This window comes from Frateuria defendens (assembly GCF_001182895.1).
Taxonomy (GTDB): Bacteria; Pseudomonadota; Gammaproteobacteria; order Xanthomonadales; family Rhodanobacteraceae; genus Frateuria_B; species Frateuria_B defendens.
In genome coordinates, this window is sequence record NZ_LFQR01000030.1 from 100,146 (window position 1) to 115,793 (window position 15,648).

12 protein-coding genes and 4 tRNA genes are annotated in these 15,648 nt (G+C 69.0%); 10 read left to right on the forward strand and 6 right to left on the reverse strand.

All coding sequences use genetic code 11. The features are described from left to right. Positions 1 to 14: 14 nt before the first annotated feature. A tRNA-Ser gene (locus ACH65_RS05000) sits at positions 15 to 104 on the reverse strand. A 119-nt stretch (positions 105 to 223) separates the two neighbouring features. Then, entirely contained in the window at positions 224 to 2,599 is a 2,376-nt protein-coding gene (gene ppsA / locus ACH65_RS05005; protein WP_049621478.1) for a phosphoenolpyruvate synthase, read from the reverse strand. A 239-nt stretch (positions 2,600 to 2,838) separates the two neighbouring features. Between ppsA and ppsR the strand changes: the two genes are divergently transcribed. Together ppsR and ACH65_RS05015 are read left to right on the forward strand one after the other, a co-directional pair. After that, positions 2,839 to 3,654 (forward strand): posphoenolpyruvate synthetase regulatory kinase/phosphorylase PpsR, encoded by an 816-nt coding sequence (gene ppsR / locus ACH65_RS05010; protein WP_049621479.1) that lies wholly within the window; start codon positions 2,839 to 2,841, stop codon positions 3,652 to 3,654. 31 nt (positions 3,655 to 3,685) lie between these two features. Then, positions 3,686 to 4,177 (forward strand): DUF1249 domain-containing protein, encoded by a 492-nt coding sequence (locus ACH65_RS05015; RefSeq protein WP_049621480.1) that lies wholly within the window; start codon positions 3,686 to 3,688, stop codon positions 4,175 to 4,177. A gap of 78 nt (positions 4,178 to 4,255) precedes the next feature. On the opposite strand, the gene ACH65_RS05020 is transcribed toward ACH65_RS05015, so the two are convergent. The 3 genes from ACH65_RS05020 to ACH65_RS05030 all read right to left on the reverse strand — a co-directional run bounded on the left by ACH65_RS05020 (position 4,256) and on the right by ACH65_RS05030 (position 4,531). Further along, a tRNA-Asp gene (locus tag ACH65_RS05020) sits at positions 4,256 to 4,332 on the reverse strand. A 40-nt stretch (positions 4,333 to 4,372) separates the two neighbouring features. Next, positions 4,373 to 4,448 (reverse strand) — tRNA-Glu (locus tag ACH65_RS05025). Positions 4,449 to 4,455: 7 nt separating this feature from the next. Next, positions 4,456 to 4,531: transfer RNA gene (locus ACH65_RS05030), tRNA-Ala, on the reverse strand. Between the two features lie 226 nt (positions 4,532 to 4,757). Here ACH65_RS05030 and ACH65_RS05035 point away from each other — a divergent pair. The 5 genes from ACH65_RS05035 to ACH65_RS05055 all read left to right on the forward strand — a co-directional run bounded on the left by ACH65_RS05035 (position 4,758) and on the right by ACH65_RS05055 (position 9,758). Continuing rightward, positions 4,758 to 6,527, forward strand: coding sequence for a cation:proton antiporter (locus ACH65_RS05035; RefSeq protein WP_049621481.1), 1,770 nt, complete (start codon positions 4,758 to 4,760; stop codon positions 6,525 to 6,527). 192 nt (positions 6,528 to 6,719) lie between these two features. After that, complete coding sequence (locus ACH65_RS05040) at positions 6,720 to 7,484, forward strand: FKBP-type peptidyl-prolyl cis-trans isomerase (protein WP_049621482.1); 765 nt, start codon at positions 6,720 to 6,722, stop codon at positions 7,482 to 7,484. 132 nt (positions 7,485 to 7,616) lie between these two features. Further along, positions 7,617 to 8,954 (forward strand): UDP-glucose dehydrogenase family protein, encoded by a 1,338-nt coding sequence (locus ACH65_RS05045; protein ID WP_049621483.1) that lies wholly within the window; start codon positions 7,617 to 7,619, stop codon positions 8,952 to 8,954. Between the two features lie 2 nt (positions 8,955 to 8,956). Then, positions 8,957 to 9,175: a SlyX family protein gene (locus ACH65_RS05050; RefSeq protein WP_049621484.1), complete on the forward strand. Its 219-nt coding sequence runs from the start codon at positions 8,957 to 8,959 to the stop codon at positions 9,173 to 9,175. A 34-nt stretch (positions 9,176 to 9,209) separates the two neighbouring features. Continuing rightward, positions 9,210 to 9,758: a DUF2058 domain-containing protein gene (locus ACH65_RS05055; RefSeq protein WP_049621485.1), complete on the forward strand. Its 549-nt coding sequence runs from the start codon at positions 9,210 to 9,212 to the stop codon at positions 9,756 to 9,758. Positions 9,759 to 9,886: 128 nt separating this feature from the next. Here the strand turns inward: ACH65_RS05055 and ACH65_RS05060 are convergent, their stop codons facing one another. Next, positions 9,887 to 11,977: a 3-hydroxyacyl-CoA dehydrogenase NAD-binding domain-containing protein gene (locus tag ACH65_RS05060; RefSeq protein WP_049621486.1), complete on the reverse strand. Its 2,091-nt coding sequence runs from the start codon at positions 11,975 to 11,977 to the stop codon at positions 9,887 to 9,889. Between the two features lie 148 nt (positions 11,978 to 12,125). On the opposite strand from ACH65_RS05060, the gene ACH65_RS05065 reads away from it, so the two are divergent. From ACH65_RS05065 to ACH65_RS05075, 3 genes are all read left to right on the forward strand, one after another. Next, a complete protein-coding gene (locus ACH65_RS05065) occupies positions 12,126 to 12,620 on the forward strand; it encodes a hypothetical protein (RefSeq protein ID WP_049621487.1) in 495 nt (164 codons plus the stop codon). 8 nt (positions 12,621 to 12,628) lie between these two features. Then, a complete protein-coding gene (locus ACH65_RS05070) occupies positions 12,629 to 15,157 on the forward strand; it encodes a putative bifunctional diguanylate cyclase/phosphodiesterase (RefSeq protein WP_049621488.1) in 2,529 nt (842 codons plus the stop codon). A gap of 202 nt (positions 15,158 to 15,359) precedes the next feature. Beyond that, on the forward strand, positions 15,360 to 15,648 hold a 289-nt coding region (locus ACH65_RS05075), incomplete at its 3' end, for a sigma-70 family RNA polymerase sigma factor (protein ID WP_049621489.1).

The window sequence follows — 15,648 nt, forward strand, 5'->3', positions numbered from 1 at the left end:
GCGCTTTGCTTGAATGGCGGAGAGGGTGGGATTCGAACCCACGGTACGCTTGCACGTACGCCTGATTTCGAGTCAGGTACATTCGACCACTCTGCCACCTCTCCGAAAGGGTGCGTGGTCCACGCGAGCCGGCAATTCTACGTGCTGCGCAGGGCCGTGACAACTGGAAGCGGGAGGGGGGCGCGGGGTGGCGTGGCTCCACCCCGCAGGCCGCGCCGGAAGCTCAGGCCGCCAGCTTCTTCTTGGCCAGCCGCAGCCAGGTGTCGACCACCGTGTCGGGGTTGAGCGAGACCGACTCGATGCCCTGTTCCATCAGCCATTCGGCCAGGTCCGGATGGTCCGACGGCCCCTGGCCGCAGATGCCCACGTACTTGCCCCTGGCGCGTGCGGTCTTGATCGCCATCGCCAGCAGTTTCTTCACCGCCGGGTCGCGCTCGTCGAACAGGCCGGCGACGATGCTCGAATCGCGGTCCAGGCCGAGGGTGAGCTGGGTGAGGTCGTTGGAGCCGATCGAGAAGCCGTCGAAGATATCCAGGAACTCGTCGGCGAGCAGGGCGTTGGACGGCACCTCGCACATCATGATGACCTTGAGCTCGCGCTCGCCCTGCTTGAGGCCGTTCTTGGCCAGCGCCTCGATTACCTTGCGGCCCTCGCCCAGGGTGCGCACGAACGGGATCATCACCCACACGTTGTCCAGGCCCATCGCCTCGCGCACCTTCTTGGTGGCGCGACATTCCAGCGCGAAGGCCTCGGCGAAATCCTTGTCGACGTAGCGGCTGGCGCCGCGGTAGCCGATCATCGGGTTCTCCTCGTGCGGCTCGTAGCGTGCACCACCCAGCAGGTTGGCGTATTCGTTCGACTTGAAGTCGGACAGGCGCACGATCACGGGCTTGGGGTACACCGAGGCGGCGATGGTGGCGATGCCCTCGGCCAGGCGGTCCACGTAGAAGCTCACCGGGTCGGCGTAGCCGGCGATGCGCTCGTCGATCCTGGCCTTGGTGGCGGCATCCTGCTTGGCGTATTCGAGCAGCGCCTTGGGGTGCACACCGATGTGGCTGGCGATGATCATCTCCAGCCGCGCCAGGCCGATGCCGGCGTTGGGCAGCTGGCCGAAGTCGAAGGCACGGTCCGGGTTGGCCACGTTCATCATGATCTTGAGCGGGGCCTCGGGCATCGCGCCGAGGTCGGCGGTGACGCGGTCGAAGTCGAGCCGGCCCTCGTAGATCGAGCCGGTGTCGCCCTCGGCACAGGACACGGTGACCTCGGCGCCGTCCGGAATGGACTGCAGCGCATTGCCGGTGCCCACCACCGCCGGCACGCCCAGCTCGCGGGCGATGATCGCGGCGTGGCAGGTGCGGCCGCCGCGGTTGGTGACGATGGCCGAGGCGCGTTTCATGATCGGCTCCCAGTCGGGGTCGGTCATGTCGGCCACCAGCACGTCACCGGGCTGGAACTGGTTCATCTGGTCCAGCGATTTGACCAGGCGCGCCTTGCCGGCGCCGATCTTCTGGCCGATCGCGCGGCCTTCGGCCAGCACCTTGCCCTTCTGCCTGAGGTGGAAGCGCTCGAGCTGGGTGGCATGGGCGCGCGACTTCACCGTCTCCGGGCGCGCCTGCACGATGTAGAGCTTGCCGGTGTGGCCGTCCTTCGCCCATTCGATGTCCATCGGGCGGCCGTAGTGCTGCTCGATGGTGAGCGCCTGCCGGGACAGCTCCTGCACGTCCTCGTCGGTGATGCAGAAGCGGCCGCGGTCCGCGGCGGGCGTCTCCTCGATCTTCACGCGCTCGCCGGGCTGGTCCGAATACACCATGCGCTGCTGCTTGGCGCCGAGGCTGCGGCGCAGCACCGCCAGCTTGCCGGCCTTCAGCGTGGGCTTGAACACGTAGAACTCGTCCGGGTTCACCGCGCCCTGCACGACCATCTCGCCGAGGCCGTAGCTGCCGGTGACGAACACCACGTCGCGGAAGCCCGATTCGGTGTCCAGCGTGAACAGCACACCGGCGGCGCCCACGTCCGAGCGCACCATCAGCTGCACGCCGGCGGAGAGGAACACATCCTCATGCTTGAAGCCCTGGTGCACGCGGTAGGCGATGGCGCGGTCGTTGTACAGCGAGGCGAAGACCTCCTTCACCTTGTGCAGCACGTCCTCGATGCCGACCACGTTGAGGAAGGTCTCCTGCTGGCCGGCGAAGGACGCATCCGGCAGGTCCTCTGCCGTGGCGGAGGAGCGCACTGCCACGGCGACGTTCTCGGCGCCGGCATCGCGGCACAGCTTGGCGTAGGCCTCGCGGATCGCGTGCTCCAGTTCGGCGGGCAGGGCGGTGTCGACGATCCAGCCACGGATCTCCTTGCCGCCCTTGACCAGGGCGTCGACGTCATCGACGTCCAGCGTCGCCAGCCGCCCGGCGATGCGCCGGGCCAGGCCGCTTTCCTCCAGGTAGTGCTGGAAGGCTTCGGCCGTGGTGGCGAAGCCGCCGGGCACGGAGACACCCAAGCGGGCGAGGTTGCCGATCATCTCGCCCAGCGAGGCGTTCTTGCCGCCGACCTTGCCCAGGTCGGTCATGCGCAATTGGTCCAGCCAAAGCACCAGCTCGTTCAAGGGAAGCTCCTTCGGGAGACGCGTAGTGATGAATCGTGCGGGAGGCGGCCTGAAAGCGCCCGGAAATCAGGCCCGCGAAAATTGGTATTGTCCGCCTGCGCTGGTGCAAGGCACAAGAAGACCAATGCGTGCGGCAGCTGTGCCAACTGCATACCAGTCAGCCGAGAGTCAAGCCAGGACAGGTCATTCCGGTTGCGCTATGGTGCAGCTGGAATCCATTCCGACAGCTGGGAAAGCGTATGCAGCGCACGGTCTTCTTCATCTCCGATTCCACTGGTATTACCGCCGAGACAATCGGGAACAGCATCCTGGCGCAATTCGACCTGGTTGGCTTCGACCGTCACCGGCTGCCCTTCATCGACACCGTGCAGAAGGCGGAGGCCGCGGCCCTGCGCATCAAGACCCGCTATGCCCAGACCGGAGAGCGGCCGATCGTGGTCAACACCATGGCCGACCGCGGCCTGTGCGAGACGGTGGCCGCCAGCGGCGCGCTGATGCTGGACGTGTTCGCGCCGTTCATCGGCCGGCTGGAAGAAGAGCTCGGCACCAAGCGCTCCGGCGCGGTGAACCGCCTGCACGGGCTGGTGGATTTCGAGAAGTACGAGGCGCGCATCAACGCCACCAACTATGCGCTGTCGCACGACGATGGCATCGACGTCGACTATGCCCAGGCCGACCTGATCCTGGTCGGCGTGTCGCGCTCGGGCAAGACGCCGACCTGCCTGTACATGGCCTTGCATTACGGGGTGAGCGCCGCCAACTATCCCCTGACCGACGATGACCTCGACAAGCTGGAACTGCCAGCGCGCCTGCGCCCCTATCGGGATCGCCTGTTCGGCCTCACCATCGACCCGGAACGGCTGGCGCAGATCCGCGAACAGCGGCGGCCGGGCAGCCGTTATGCGACGCTGCAGCAGTGCCGCTGGGAGTTGGACCAGGCGGATCGTCTGTTGCGCCGGGCGGGGATTGCGTGCCTCAACACCACGCACGTGTCGATCGAGGAAATCGCCAGCAAGATTCTCGACCGCTTCGGCATCGAGCGGACCATGTTCTGAACCTATTCGTTTGAGGAGGCAGCGACTGTCCATGCGGGCCGTGCTCGACCAACGCAGTGCTCTGTTGCCCGGCCGCTTCGGTTTCCTGATGGGGCTGTACGCGGAGAACTACCACCGGCTGGCGCGGCTGTTCGCGCCGGCGCAGCTGGCGCCTGGGCGCTACGTGTCGAGCGTGGACGACGGGCTGGACGTACATCTGCATGTGCAGGAGCGCCATCCCTATACGCTGGAGCTGGAACTCACCTACGCCATGGTGGACGAGCACACCGGGCTGCGTGCGCCGTCGGCGCAGCTGCGCATGTATACGGACGCGCACGTGGCCGAGGCGTTGCACTGCCATCCGGGGCGACACCTGTGGCAGGTGCTGGGGCCGTTCCCGCCGGCGCACACCGTGCTGCAGCACCGGCTGCGTATGAACGGCTTTCTCTCGCGCTGGCTGGAATACCTCGCCGAGCAGGGGCATTCGATCGGCACGCTCGAGCGCGAGGAAGAGGCGGCGATCCGGGCGATCGACCAGCCTTGAGTCGTGACCAGCCCTGAGTCGTGTTGGCCGGCTTCGCGCGGGCAACAAAAAACCCGCTTGCGCGGGTCCTTCGTAAAGTGGCGGAGCGGACGGGACTCGAACCCGCGACCTCCGGCGTGACAGGCCAGCATTCTAACCAGCTGAACTACCGCTCCGCATTGTTGTTCCAGCTTGCCGACATCGATGTTCCGATGTTGGCGTCCCCACGGGGATTCGAACCCCGGTCGCCACCGTGAAAGGGTGATGTCCTAGGCCTCTAGACGATGGGGACGTCTAATTGGTGGAGCCAGGCGGGATCGAACCGCCGACCTCCTGCATGCCATGCAGGCGCTCTCCCAGCTGAGCTATGGCCCCGTGCCTCTGGAAGCCCGAAAGAATACGGTGGGGTTGCAGGTCCGTCAAGCGCTCGTTGCGAAAATTTTCAAAAATTTTGATCGATCCGGTTCCGCATCGGCGCATGCGGGCTTCCTCGGCGAGCGAGCTCGGCAGAGGCGAAGGAGCGATCTGCACGGGGCCGTGATGCAGCGTGGCCGCCTTCGCGCTATTGATAGTCCCGAATGCCATTCACGGCGGGCCGCCCATGCACGCGCTGCAATTCATCCAGGACCTGGCCACGGTGATGCTGGTTGCAGGCCTGACCACGGTGATCTTCCAGCGCCTGCACCAGCCGGTGGTGCTCGGCTACATCATCGCGGGCGTGCTGGTCGGGCCGCACACCTTTCCGGTGGTGGCGATCCACGACGAGGACAGCATCCGCACGCTGTCGGAACTCGGCATGATCCTGCTGCTGTTCGCGCTGGGCCTGGAGTTCAGCATCAAGAAGCTGCGCGCGGTGGGCAGCACGGCGCTGGTGGCGGCCACCGGCGAGATCGTGCTGATGCTGTGGCTCGGCTACGAGATCGGCCGCTTCTTCGGCTGGCGGCCGATGGACGCGCTGTTCCTCGGCGCGATGCTGTCGATCTCCTCCACCACCATCATCATGAAGGCGCTGGAGGAGCTCGACCTCAAGCGCGAACGCTTCGCGCAGCTGATCTTCGGCATCCTGATCGTGGAGGACGTGCTGGCCATCGTGCTGATGGCGCTGCTCACCGGCATCGCCAGCACCGGCGGACTGGACGCCAGCCAGGCGTTCGCCGCGGTCGGCCGCCTGACCCTGTTCCTGGTGGTGTCGCTGGTGGTGGGCCTGCTGCTGGTGCCGCGGGTGGTGGACTACATCGCCAAGGTCAGCCGCAACGACGTGCTGCTGGTGGCGGTGCTGGGCTTGCTGTTCGGCTTCTGCCTGCTGGTCTCGGAGCTGGGCTACAGCGTGGCACTGGGCGCCTTCATGATCGGCGCGATGGTCGGCGAGGCGGACAGCCTGGTGCGCATCGAGCGCATCGTGATGCCGGTGCGCGACATGTTCAGCGCGATCTTCTTCGTCGCCATCGGCATGCTGATCGACCCCCGGCTGCTGGTGGATTACGCGCTGCCGATCACGGTGGTGACCGTCGCCGTGGTGCTGGGCAAGGTGGTCACCTGCAGTTTCGGCAGCTTCGTTTCCGGCAACGACGGGCGCACGTCGCTGCGGGTGGGCATGGGCATGGCGCAGATCGGCGAGTTCTCCTTCGTGATCGCCTCGCTGGGCCTGAGCCTCAAGGTCACCTCGGATTTCCTCTATCCGGTCGCGGTGGCGGTGTCCTCGATCACCACCTTGCTCACGCCCTACCTGATCCGTTTCTCGGACCCTCTCGCCGGGCTGTTGGGGCGGGCGACGCCGCGCGGCGTCGGCGGTGCGCTGCGGGCCTACACCGACTGGATGGGCAGCCTGAGCCTGAGCGGGCAGGGCGCGGCGGTGGCGAAGATGATCCGCCGCCTGGTGTGGCACGTGATCATCAACATGGTGCTGGTGGTGGCGGTGTTCATCATCATGGCCTTCCTGCACCGGCGCGGGATGTTCCAGTTCGACGTGCTGGACGGGCATCCGCAGGTACGGCGCAGCCTGGCCTGGTCGCTGGCCGCGCTGCTGTCGCTGCCGATGATCGTGGCCGCCTACCGCAAGGCCGCCGCGCTGGGCATGGTGCTGGCCGAGCTCGGCATTCCCGAGCGCATCGGCGGCACGTACAACTTCCGCATCCGCGGCGTGCTGGCGCGCATCATCCCGCTGGCGGTGCTGTGGATGCTGGGGCTGCTGGTGGCGGCGCTGGCCTCCACCATCTTGCCGCCGCGCGAGGTGGCGATCGTGCTGGTGCTGATCGGGCTGGTGCTGACCTGGCTGCTGTGGCGGGTGCTGGTGCAGGTGCACGCGCGCCTGCAGGCGGCCTTGCGCGACACGCTGGATAAGCCCAGAAGCCCCCACGACGGCCATGCCTGATGAGCCCGCTGGACGTTTTGACGCGGAAAGCGCCGTTCCGTGACGGCGTCGATGAACCTTTGCCGCAAAGGGCTGTCCCATATCCCGGTGCCGTTGCCAAAGACACGGAGAGGGCTTCACAATGCCTTGCCTGCCTCCGAGGGGAGGCCACCTCCGGCCTCGCCGGGACATTCAAACACGAGGGAGTTTCGAATGAAGCATGTTCTTCGTCCCACGCTGACGGCGGCCGCGATGGCTGTCGCGCTGGGCATGGCCGCGGGCGTTCAGGCCCAGGCCGCCAAGTCGGGTGCCGCGGCCGCTCCGGTCGACAAGGCCAAGGCCAGCTACGTGGTCGGTTGGGATCTGGCCAGCTCGCTGCCGCCGCTGGTGCGCGAGGAAGTGGACCCGGCCACCGTGGCGCGCGCGCTGCAGTCCGCCCTGTCCGGCCAGAAGCCGACCATGAGCGAGGCCGAGTACAAGTCCACGCGCGAGGCCTTCGTGGCCCAGTTGCAGGCTCGTGCCAAGGCCGAGTACGCGCAGGCGGCCTCCAAGAACAAGGCCGAGGGCGACGCCTTCATCGCCAAGAACAAGAGCGCGGCGGGCGTGAAGACCACCGCCTCGGGCCTGCAGTACCAGGTGATCAGCCAGGGCACCGGCCCGCGCCCGGGCCCGAACGACACCGTGCAGGTGAACTACACCGGCACCTTCATCAACGGCGAGAAGTTCGACGCCTCGGCCGATCATCCGGGCGGCGGCCCGGCCCCGATCCCGCTGGCGAACGTCATCCCGGGCTTCCGCGAGGGCCTGCAGCTGATGCAGACCGGCGGCCACTACAAGCTGTTCATCCCGTCGAACCTGGCCTACGGCGCGCAGCCGCAGAACGGCTTCCCGCCGAACCAGACGATCATCTTCGACGTGACCCTGGTGAAGACCGGCCCGACCCCGGCCGGCCAGCCGCAGCAGGGCGGCGCCAAGTAAGCGCTTTCCGCCATCGGTCGTGCGAAGGGGGCGAAGCGATTCGCCCCCTTCGTTTTTCCCGTCGCTGCTGCAGCCCGTCCGCGGCGGCGCTGCTAGAATCGGCGATTACCCGATTTCGGAACCCGCATCGACATGAAAGTCACCATTTTCGGCACCGGCTATGTCGGCCTGGTCACCGGTGCCTGCCTGGCCGAGATGGGCAACCACGTGGTCTGCGTCGACATCGACGCGGCCAAGGTGGAACGCCTCAAGCGCGGCGAGATTCCGATCTACGAGCCGGGCCTGGAGCCGATCGTCAGGCGCAACCACGCCAGCGGCCAGCTTGACTTCACCACCGAGGCGGCGCCGGCCATCGCCCATGGCGAGACCCTCTTCATCGCGGTGGGCACGCCGCCGGACGAGGACGGCAGCGCCGACCTCAAGTACGTGCTCGGCGTGGCGCGCACCATCGGCCAGCACCTGGACCGCTATACCGTGGTGGTGAACAAATCCACCGTGCCGGTGGGCACCGCCGATCGCGTGCGCGAGGCGGTGGCGGGCGAGTTGGCGGCGCGCGGCGCGGCGCTCGAGTTCGACGTGGTCTCCAACCCCGAATTCCTCAAGGAAGGCGATGCGGTGGAGGACTGCCTGCGTCCCGACCGCATCGTCATCGGCAGTTCCAGCGAGCGCGCGACGGCGCTGCTGCGCAAGCTGTACGCGCCGTTCAACCGCAACCACGAGCGCATCGTGGTGATGGACGAGCGCTCGGCCGAGCTCACCAAGTACGCGGCCAACGCGATGCTGGCGACCAAGATCAGCTTCATGAACGAGATCGCCAACATCGCCGAGCGCGTGGGCGCCGACGTGGAACTGGTGCGCCAGGGCATCGGTTCGGACCCGCGCATCGGCTACCACTTCATCTACCCGGGCGCGGGCTACGGCGGCTCGTGCTTCCCGAAGGACGTGCAGGCGCTGGAGCGCACGGCGCGCGGCGTCGGCTACGACGCGCGCCTGCTCGGCGCGGTGGAGGCGGTGAACCTCGACCAGAAGACGCGCCTGTACGACCTGATCGCGCGGCATTTCGGCGGTGAGTTGCAGGGGCGCACGGTGGCGCTGTGGGGCCTGGCCTTCAAGCCGAACACCGACGACATGCGCGAGGCGTCCAGCCGGCGCCTGATGGAGGCGCTGTGGAAGGCTGGCGCCAAGGTGCGCGCCTTCGACCCGGAGGCGCGCGAGGAAACTCGCCGCCTCTACGGCGAGCGCGACGACCTGGTGCTGTGCGGGGGCAAGTACGAGGCGCTCGAGGGCGCCGACGTGCTGGCGATCGTCACCGAATGGAAGGCGTTCCGCAGCCCGGACTTCGCCCGCATCCGCGCTGCCCTGAAGGAGCCGGCGATCTTCGACGGCCGCAACCTCTACGAACCCACGCAGGTCGAAGAGGCCGGGCTGGCCTATTACGGCATCGGCCGCGGGCGTTCGCTGAGGTTCTGACGATGGCCGAGGCATCCTTCGAGCAGCGGATGGAGGAGCTGGAAGTGCGGCTCACCTTCATCGACGATACGGTGAACGCGCTGGCTTCGGCCGATGCGGAGCAGTCGCTGCGCATCGCCCAGCTCGAGCGACTGGTGCGCGACCTGCGCGCCGAGTTGTCGACGCTGCGCCTGTCGCAGGGCCACGACCCGCACAGCGAGCCGCCGCCGCCGCATTACTGACTGACCTGTCCGACGCACACAGCAACGAACCGATATGTCCAATTCCCTGCGCGACCAGCTGCTCAAGAGCGGCATCGTCAAACAGTTCCGCGAAGAAAAGCAGGCCCAGCCCGCCAAGGGCGAGCGCCGCCCGGGCGGCGGCAGGCCGCCGGCGAAGCGCCCGCCGCGGCCGGCGGGGGGCGAGATCGACCTCGCCAAGGCCTATGCCATGCGCGCGCAGTCCGACGCCGCCGAGCGCCGGCGTGCCGAGCAGGAGGCGGCTGAGCAGGCGCGGCTGAAACGCGAGCGCAAGGCGAGGCTGCAGAAACTGCTGGAAGGGCAGGCGCTCAACAAGGCCGAGGCGGAGCTGGCGCGTCATTTCGAATACGGTGGCAAGATCCGCCGCGTGCACGTCGACGCCGAGCAGCTGGCGGCGATCAACGCCGGCCAACTCGGCGTGGTGCAGCAGAACGGCCGCTACCTGCTGGTGAGCCTGGCCGTTGCCGAGCAGGTGCGCGAGATCGATCCGCATCACCTTGCCCTGCTGGTCGATCCGGCGGCCAAGGGTGAGGAAGACGACGTGCCCGACGACCTGATGTGGTGAGGACGCGGCGAGGGCGTCGGTACGGACGGGCCGTCCGACGCCTCATGCCGCTCTAGGAGCGCGGGCGCGCCGCCACTTCGTCGGCATCGCCGGCCGGGGATGCTGCGGCGCGCCGGCCGGCGGTCGTCTCAGGACGCTGCCGGCGGCTCTTCCGTCGGCAGGGCGGCCGCATCCTTGGCCAGCGCCGGATGCTCCCAGCCGCTCTTGGGCGAGAAGCGCTCGCCGTAGCGCTGCGCCAGCTTCTCCAGGCGCTCCTTCACCGCGGCCACGCCCTCGCTGCGCAGGTACTGGAGCGGGCCGCCGCGGAACGGCGCGAAGCCGGTGCCGAAGATCACGCCGGCATCCAGCAGGTCGGCATCGTCGACCACGCCGTCGGCCAGGCAGGCCACCGCCTCGTTCACCATCGGCAGGATCATGCGATCCTGCAGGTCCGGCGGCGGCGCGTAGTCGGGATCGACCTCCGGCTTCTTGGGCTTGCCGTCTTCCCAGGTGTAGAGGCCCTGGCCGTCTTTCTTGCCGCGCTTGCCGGCCTCGAGCTTGTCCTCGATGCCGGGCGGCAGTTCCAGGCCGAGGAAGGGGGCCAGTTCCTTGCCCACCGAGGCGCACACGTCCAGGCCCACGGTGTCGGCCAGCTCGATCGGGCCCATCGGCATGCCGAACTTCTTCGCCTCCCGGTCCAGCACCGGGCCGGGCACGCCTTCGCTGTACAGGCGCATCGACTCCAGGAGGTAGGGCATCAGGATGCGGTTGACCAGGAAGCCGGGCGTGCCCTTGACCGCCACGGGGATCTTGCCGATCGCCTTGCAGAAGGCCAGCGCGCGCTTCTCGATGGCCGGGTCGAGCCCCTCGTGGCGCACCACCTCGACCAGTGGCATCTGCGCCACCGGGTTGAAGAAGTGCAGGCCGAGAAAGCGCTGCGGCGCCTTGAGCCCCTGCCGCAGTTCGTCGAGCGGAATACTGGAGGTGTTGGTGGCGAGGATTTCCTCGGCCTGGAACTGCGGCTCGATGCGCGCATACAGCTCGCGCTTGGCCTCGGCGTTCTCGAAGATGGCCTCGATGGCGAGGTCCGCCGTGGCCACGCCGGCGCCTTCCACGTCGGCACGCAGGCGGCGCGCGGTGGCTTCCACTTTCTCCGGCGTCTTGAGCTTCTTCTCGTAGAACTGCCGCGCGCGGTCCAGTGCGGGCTGGACGAACTTCAGCTCGCGGTCCTGCAGGGTGACGTCGAAGCCCTTGAAGGCGGCCCAGGCGGCGATGTCGCCGCCCATCACGCCGGCGCCCACCACGTGCACGCGGCGGATGCCGTGCTCGATGCCGCCGCCCTGGCCCTTGAGCCGCTCCTGCAAGAGGAACACGCGGATCAGGTTGTGCGCGGTGGCGGTCTGCGCCAGCTTCGCCACCGAGCGGGCTTCGAGCTTCAGCCGCTGCTGGATGTTGCCGCCGCCGCGCCGCCACACGTCGATGAGGGCGAACGGCGCCGGGTAGTGTTCCTTGCGCACCTTGGCCGCGGTCTGCTTGAACACCATCGGCGCCAGCGCCTGCCGCACCGGCCACAGGTTGGTGGCCCAGGCCTTCAGGCGCCGCGCCGCGGGGCGCGGCTGCGGGCGGCGCAGCAGGGCGCGCGCCTCGGCCAGCAGTTCCTCGGGACGGGCCAGCCGGTCCACCACGCCCAGCGCCAGCGCGCGGCGGGCCGACAGCGGGCGGCCGGTGAGCATGATGGCCAGCGCGTCGGGCGCGCCGATCAACCGCGGCAGGCGCGCGCTGCCGCCCCAGCCGGGATGGATGCCGAGCATCACTTCCGGCAGGCCGATGCGGGTCTTCTCGTCGTCGGCCGCGATGCGCTGGCGGCAGGCCAGGATCAGCTCGGTGCCGCCGCCCATGCAGGCGCCGTGCACGGCGGCGACCGTGGGGCAGGGCAGCCGCGCCAGTGCCTCGAAGATGCGCTGGCCGTTCTCGATGTTCTCCAGCACCGTGCCGGCCTGGGCGTAGGTCACGAACTCCTTGATGTCGGCCCCGACCGCGAAGCCGGTGGGCTTGGCCGAATGCACGACCACGCCGGCGGGCTGCTCGATCGCCAGGCGCTCCACGATCTGGCCGAGTTCGTCCAGCACCTCGCGCGAGAAGGCGTTGACGCCGCTGCCGGCGCGGTCGAGCGTGAGGGTGACGATGCCGCTCTCGTCCGCGCTGGTTTTCCAGTGGTTGAAGCGCAGTCCTTCGAACATGGGCGCACCGGTGAGTCGGAGGGACGACGAACATACCGCTCCGTCCGGAGGAATGCGAGATGGGGGGGCGGCACGCTTTTGCCACCTGCGTCAGGTTCCCGCGGGGCCGCCTATTGCGCTTCGGGGCGGACCGCGTAACGTAGCCGCGATGACGCCCTTACTGGCCTCCACGCCGCCGCTGGCCGGCGCCGAACTCTTCGAGCGCATCCTGGGCGCCGAGGCCGGGCTGGTCGTGCTCGAGGGCTACGACGGCCAGGGCCTGATCGCCAATTTCCGCGCCATCGCGCGGCACAGCGGGCAGGCGGTGTACCTGTGGCAGCCCGAAAACGGGCTGGGCAACCTGCGCGAGGAACACGCCCGCGTGCCGGGCTGCCAGCGTCTGGGCAGCGCGCTGCGCTACATGCAGCAGAGTATGCATTTCGGCATCTACCTGATGCAGGGGCTGGAACTGCCCTTGTCGTCCATGGACAACGCGCTGCTGCGGCAGCTGGCGCGGGCGCCGGGCGGCCCGCTGCGGCGGGTGGTGCTGGTCGATCCGCCGGCCGCGCTGGCCGGGCACCTGGGCGACGTCGCACTGCGCCTGAAGGCGCCGGTGAACGCACCGCAGCGCCCGCGGCTGCGCGACGGGCGCTGGATCTGCTGAGCGCGCCGATGGATGCCGGCATCCTGATCGTGGCGGCGCAGCGGGATCTTCGCCGCGCCCTGTTCGACGCGCTCGACCGCGCCGGCCACCCGCCCACTCACACCGCGCGCGGACTGCCGCATGCTGGCATCCTGCTGGATGGCGGCGCGCCGCTGAACCTGGTGGTGGCGGTCTTCGACCGCGACGCGGCGGGCGCGCGCGACTTCTGCGAGCGACTGCGGCGCATCCCGGCCTGCGCCGAGGCCGCGTTGATCGCGGTGCTGGCGCCGGAGGCCACGCTGCAGCCGACGGAGTTGCCGCCGGGCGTCTCCGACTGGCTGCACGCGGGCCAGGTCGACACCGATCTGGTGCCGCGCTGGCGGCGCCTGCAGCCGGCCGTCGCGGCGACGCCGGCGGGAAGCGACCCGTACCGCTTTGCCTTCGAGGAGGACGACAGCGAGTGGCTGATCGTCGATCCGCGCACCGGCGGCCTGCTGGAGGCGAGCCCGGCGGTAGCGCGCAACAGCCAGCTCGATGCCAGGCAGCTGCTCAAGCTGCCGCTGCACGAGGTGGTCGTCTTCGAAGGCATCACCGCCGAGCACGTGCTGGAACATCCCGGTCGCCAATGGCATCCCTGCCAGCGGCGCACCCGCTACGGCGTGGACACCGGCCAGGCCAGCGCGCGGCCGGTGTCCCATGGCGGCCGCGACGCGGTGGCGCTGCTGTTCCGCAGCGACCGCGCCGACCTGCGCGCCGAGGCCGCGCTCGGCCTGCTGGCGCGCATGTTCGGCACCGGCGGCGGGCTGGACATGCACAAGCTGGTGGCGCGCCTGCTGCTCGACGAGCTGGTCCTGGACTATCTGGCACTGTGGTCGGCGCACCCGGAGGCGCAGGGCGCGCCGACCCTGCTGACCCAGCTGTGGCGGGGCGATGCGGCACCGATTCCGGTGTATGCGCAGCAGAGCTCGCTGCGGCTGGTGCTGGACGGCCGCACCATGCTCCATCCGCTCGACGCGCAGCGCCTGGCCGCGGTCGACCCCTTGCTGGAACAGCTGAAGCTGGTCGGCTTCGCCGGCCTGCCGCTGCTCGACGAGCGGCGCACGGTGATCGGCGCGCTGCTGGTCGGGCGGCGCGCGCCGCTGGGCGAGATGGCGATCATCGAGCCGGTGCTGCGCTGCGCCGCGGCACGCTTCGCCCACACGCTGGAACTGCGCCGCACGCGCGAGCAGGGCCGCGCCGAGGGCCTGATCGACGCGCTCACCGGCCTGCCGAACCGGCTGCTGTTCAACGACCGCCTCGACACCATCCTGCGCGAGGCGCGCCGCACCGGCGAGAGCTTCGCGCTGCTGTTCGTCGACCTCGACCGCTTCAAGCAGATCAACGACAGCTATGGCCATGCAGCGGGCGACCAGGTGCTGCGCGAAGTCACCCGGCGGCTCACTGGCAGCATCCGCGCCTCCGACACGGTGGCCCGCTACGCCGGCGACGAGTTCATCGTGGTGCTGCGCCACGTGGTGAAGAGCGAGGACGTGCTGCGCGTGGCGGAGAAGATCGTGCAGGTGATGGAGGCGCCGCTGACGCTCGACGGCACGCCGCCGCTCCAGGTCACCACCTCGATCGGCATCAGCTTCTATCCCGACGACGCCGCCGACGCGGACACCCTGCTCAAGCACGCCGACCAGGCGATGTACGCGGCCAAGCACCACGGGCGCAACAACTTCCAGCTGTACGAGGTGGCGCCCGAACAGGTCCAGCGGCAGGACGTGGCGATGCGCACGCGCCTGCGCCACGCCCTGCACAACAACGAGCTGCGCGTGGTGTACCAGCCCCAGGTGGACGCGGCCAGCGAGGACATCGTGGGCATGGAGGCGCTGGTGCGCTGGGAGTCGCCCGAGCTCGGCCCGGTGAGCCCCGGCGTGTTCATCCCGCTGGCCGAGGAGACCGGGCTGATCGTCGCCATCGGCGAGTGGGTGCTGCGCACCGCCTGCCAGCAGGCGCAGGAATGGGAGCGCCGCTACGGCCTGCGCCTGCGGCTGGGCGTGAACCTCTCGGCCCTGCAGCTGATGGAGGCGGACCTCCTCGACGCGGTGGGCGAGGCGCTGCGCGGGACGGGGCTCGATCCCGCGCTGCTGGAGCTGGAGGTCACCGAAAGCATCAGCATCAAGGCCGTGCCCAACCTGGTGGACAACCTGCATGGGCTGCACCGGCTCGGCTGCCGCATCGCCATCGACGATTTCGGCACCGGCGCCGCCTCGCTGGACTACCTGCGCAAGCTGCCCGCCGACCGCATCAAGATCGACCAGAGCTTCGTGCGCAACATCGGCATCGACCCGGACGACGAGGCGATCGTGCGCGCCACCATCGAGATGGCGCACCGGCTCAACCGCAGCGTGGTGGCCGAGGGGGTGGAGATCGAGCAGCACCTGCAGTTCCTGCGCGCCAACCAGTGCGACGAGCTGCAGGGCTACCTGTTCTGCCGCCCGCTGCCGCCGGCCAGCTTCGACCGCCTGCTGGCCGAACGCCAGCGCCTGCTGGCCGAGACCGCGCAGCCGGCTTGAGCCGCCGGCCCCGCGTCCCCACGTCTTGAGGGCGGGCCTTGAGGGCGGCGCTCTTGACGCGCGCCGGTTTTTCGCTGGAGATACGCCGCGAGAGCAGGCCGAGCGGACTGAACTTATCCCTGCGGCGAGGGTCTGACCGCATTCACATCCGGCGGAGAGCACCGGCCCCGTGGCGGCAGCAGCATTGAGGGAGACGGCCCGGATGGGCGAAAACGAACTGGATGGCGCACTGGTCGAGCGGGTCCAGGGCGGTGACAAGCGGGCCTTCGACCTGCTGGTGCGCAAGTACCAGCACAAAGTGCTCGCGCTGGTCTCTCGCTACATGAGGAATCAGGCCGAATGCGAGGACGTGGCGCAGGAGGCCTTCGTGCGCGCCTGGCGCGCGATCGGCTCGTTCCGCGGCGACAGCGCCTTCTACACCTGGCTCTACAAGATCGCGGTGAACACGGCGAAGAACCACCTGGTGGCCGCCGGCCGGCGCCCGCCCGCCG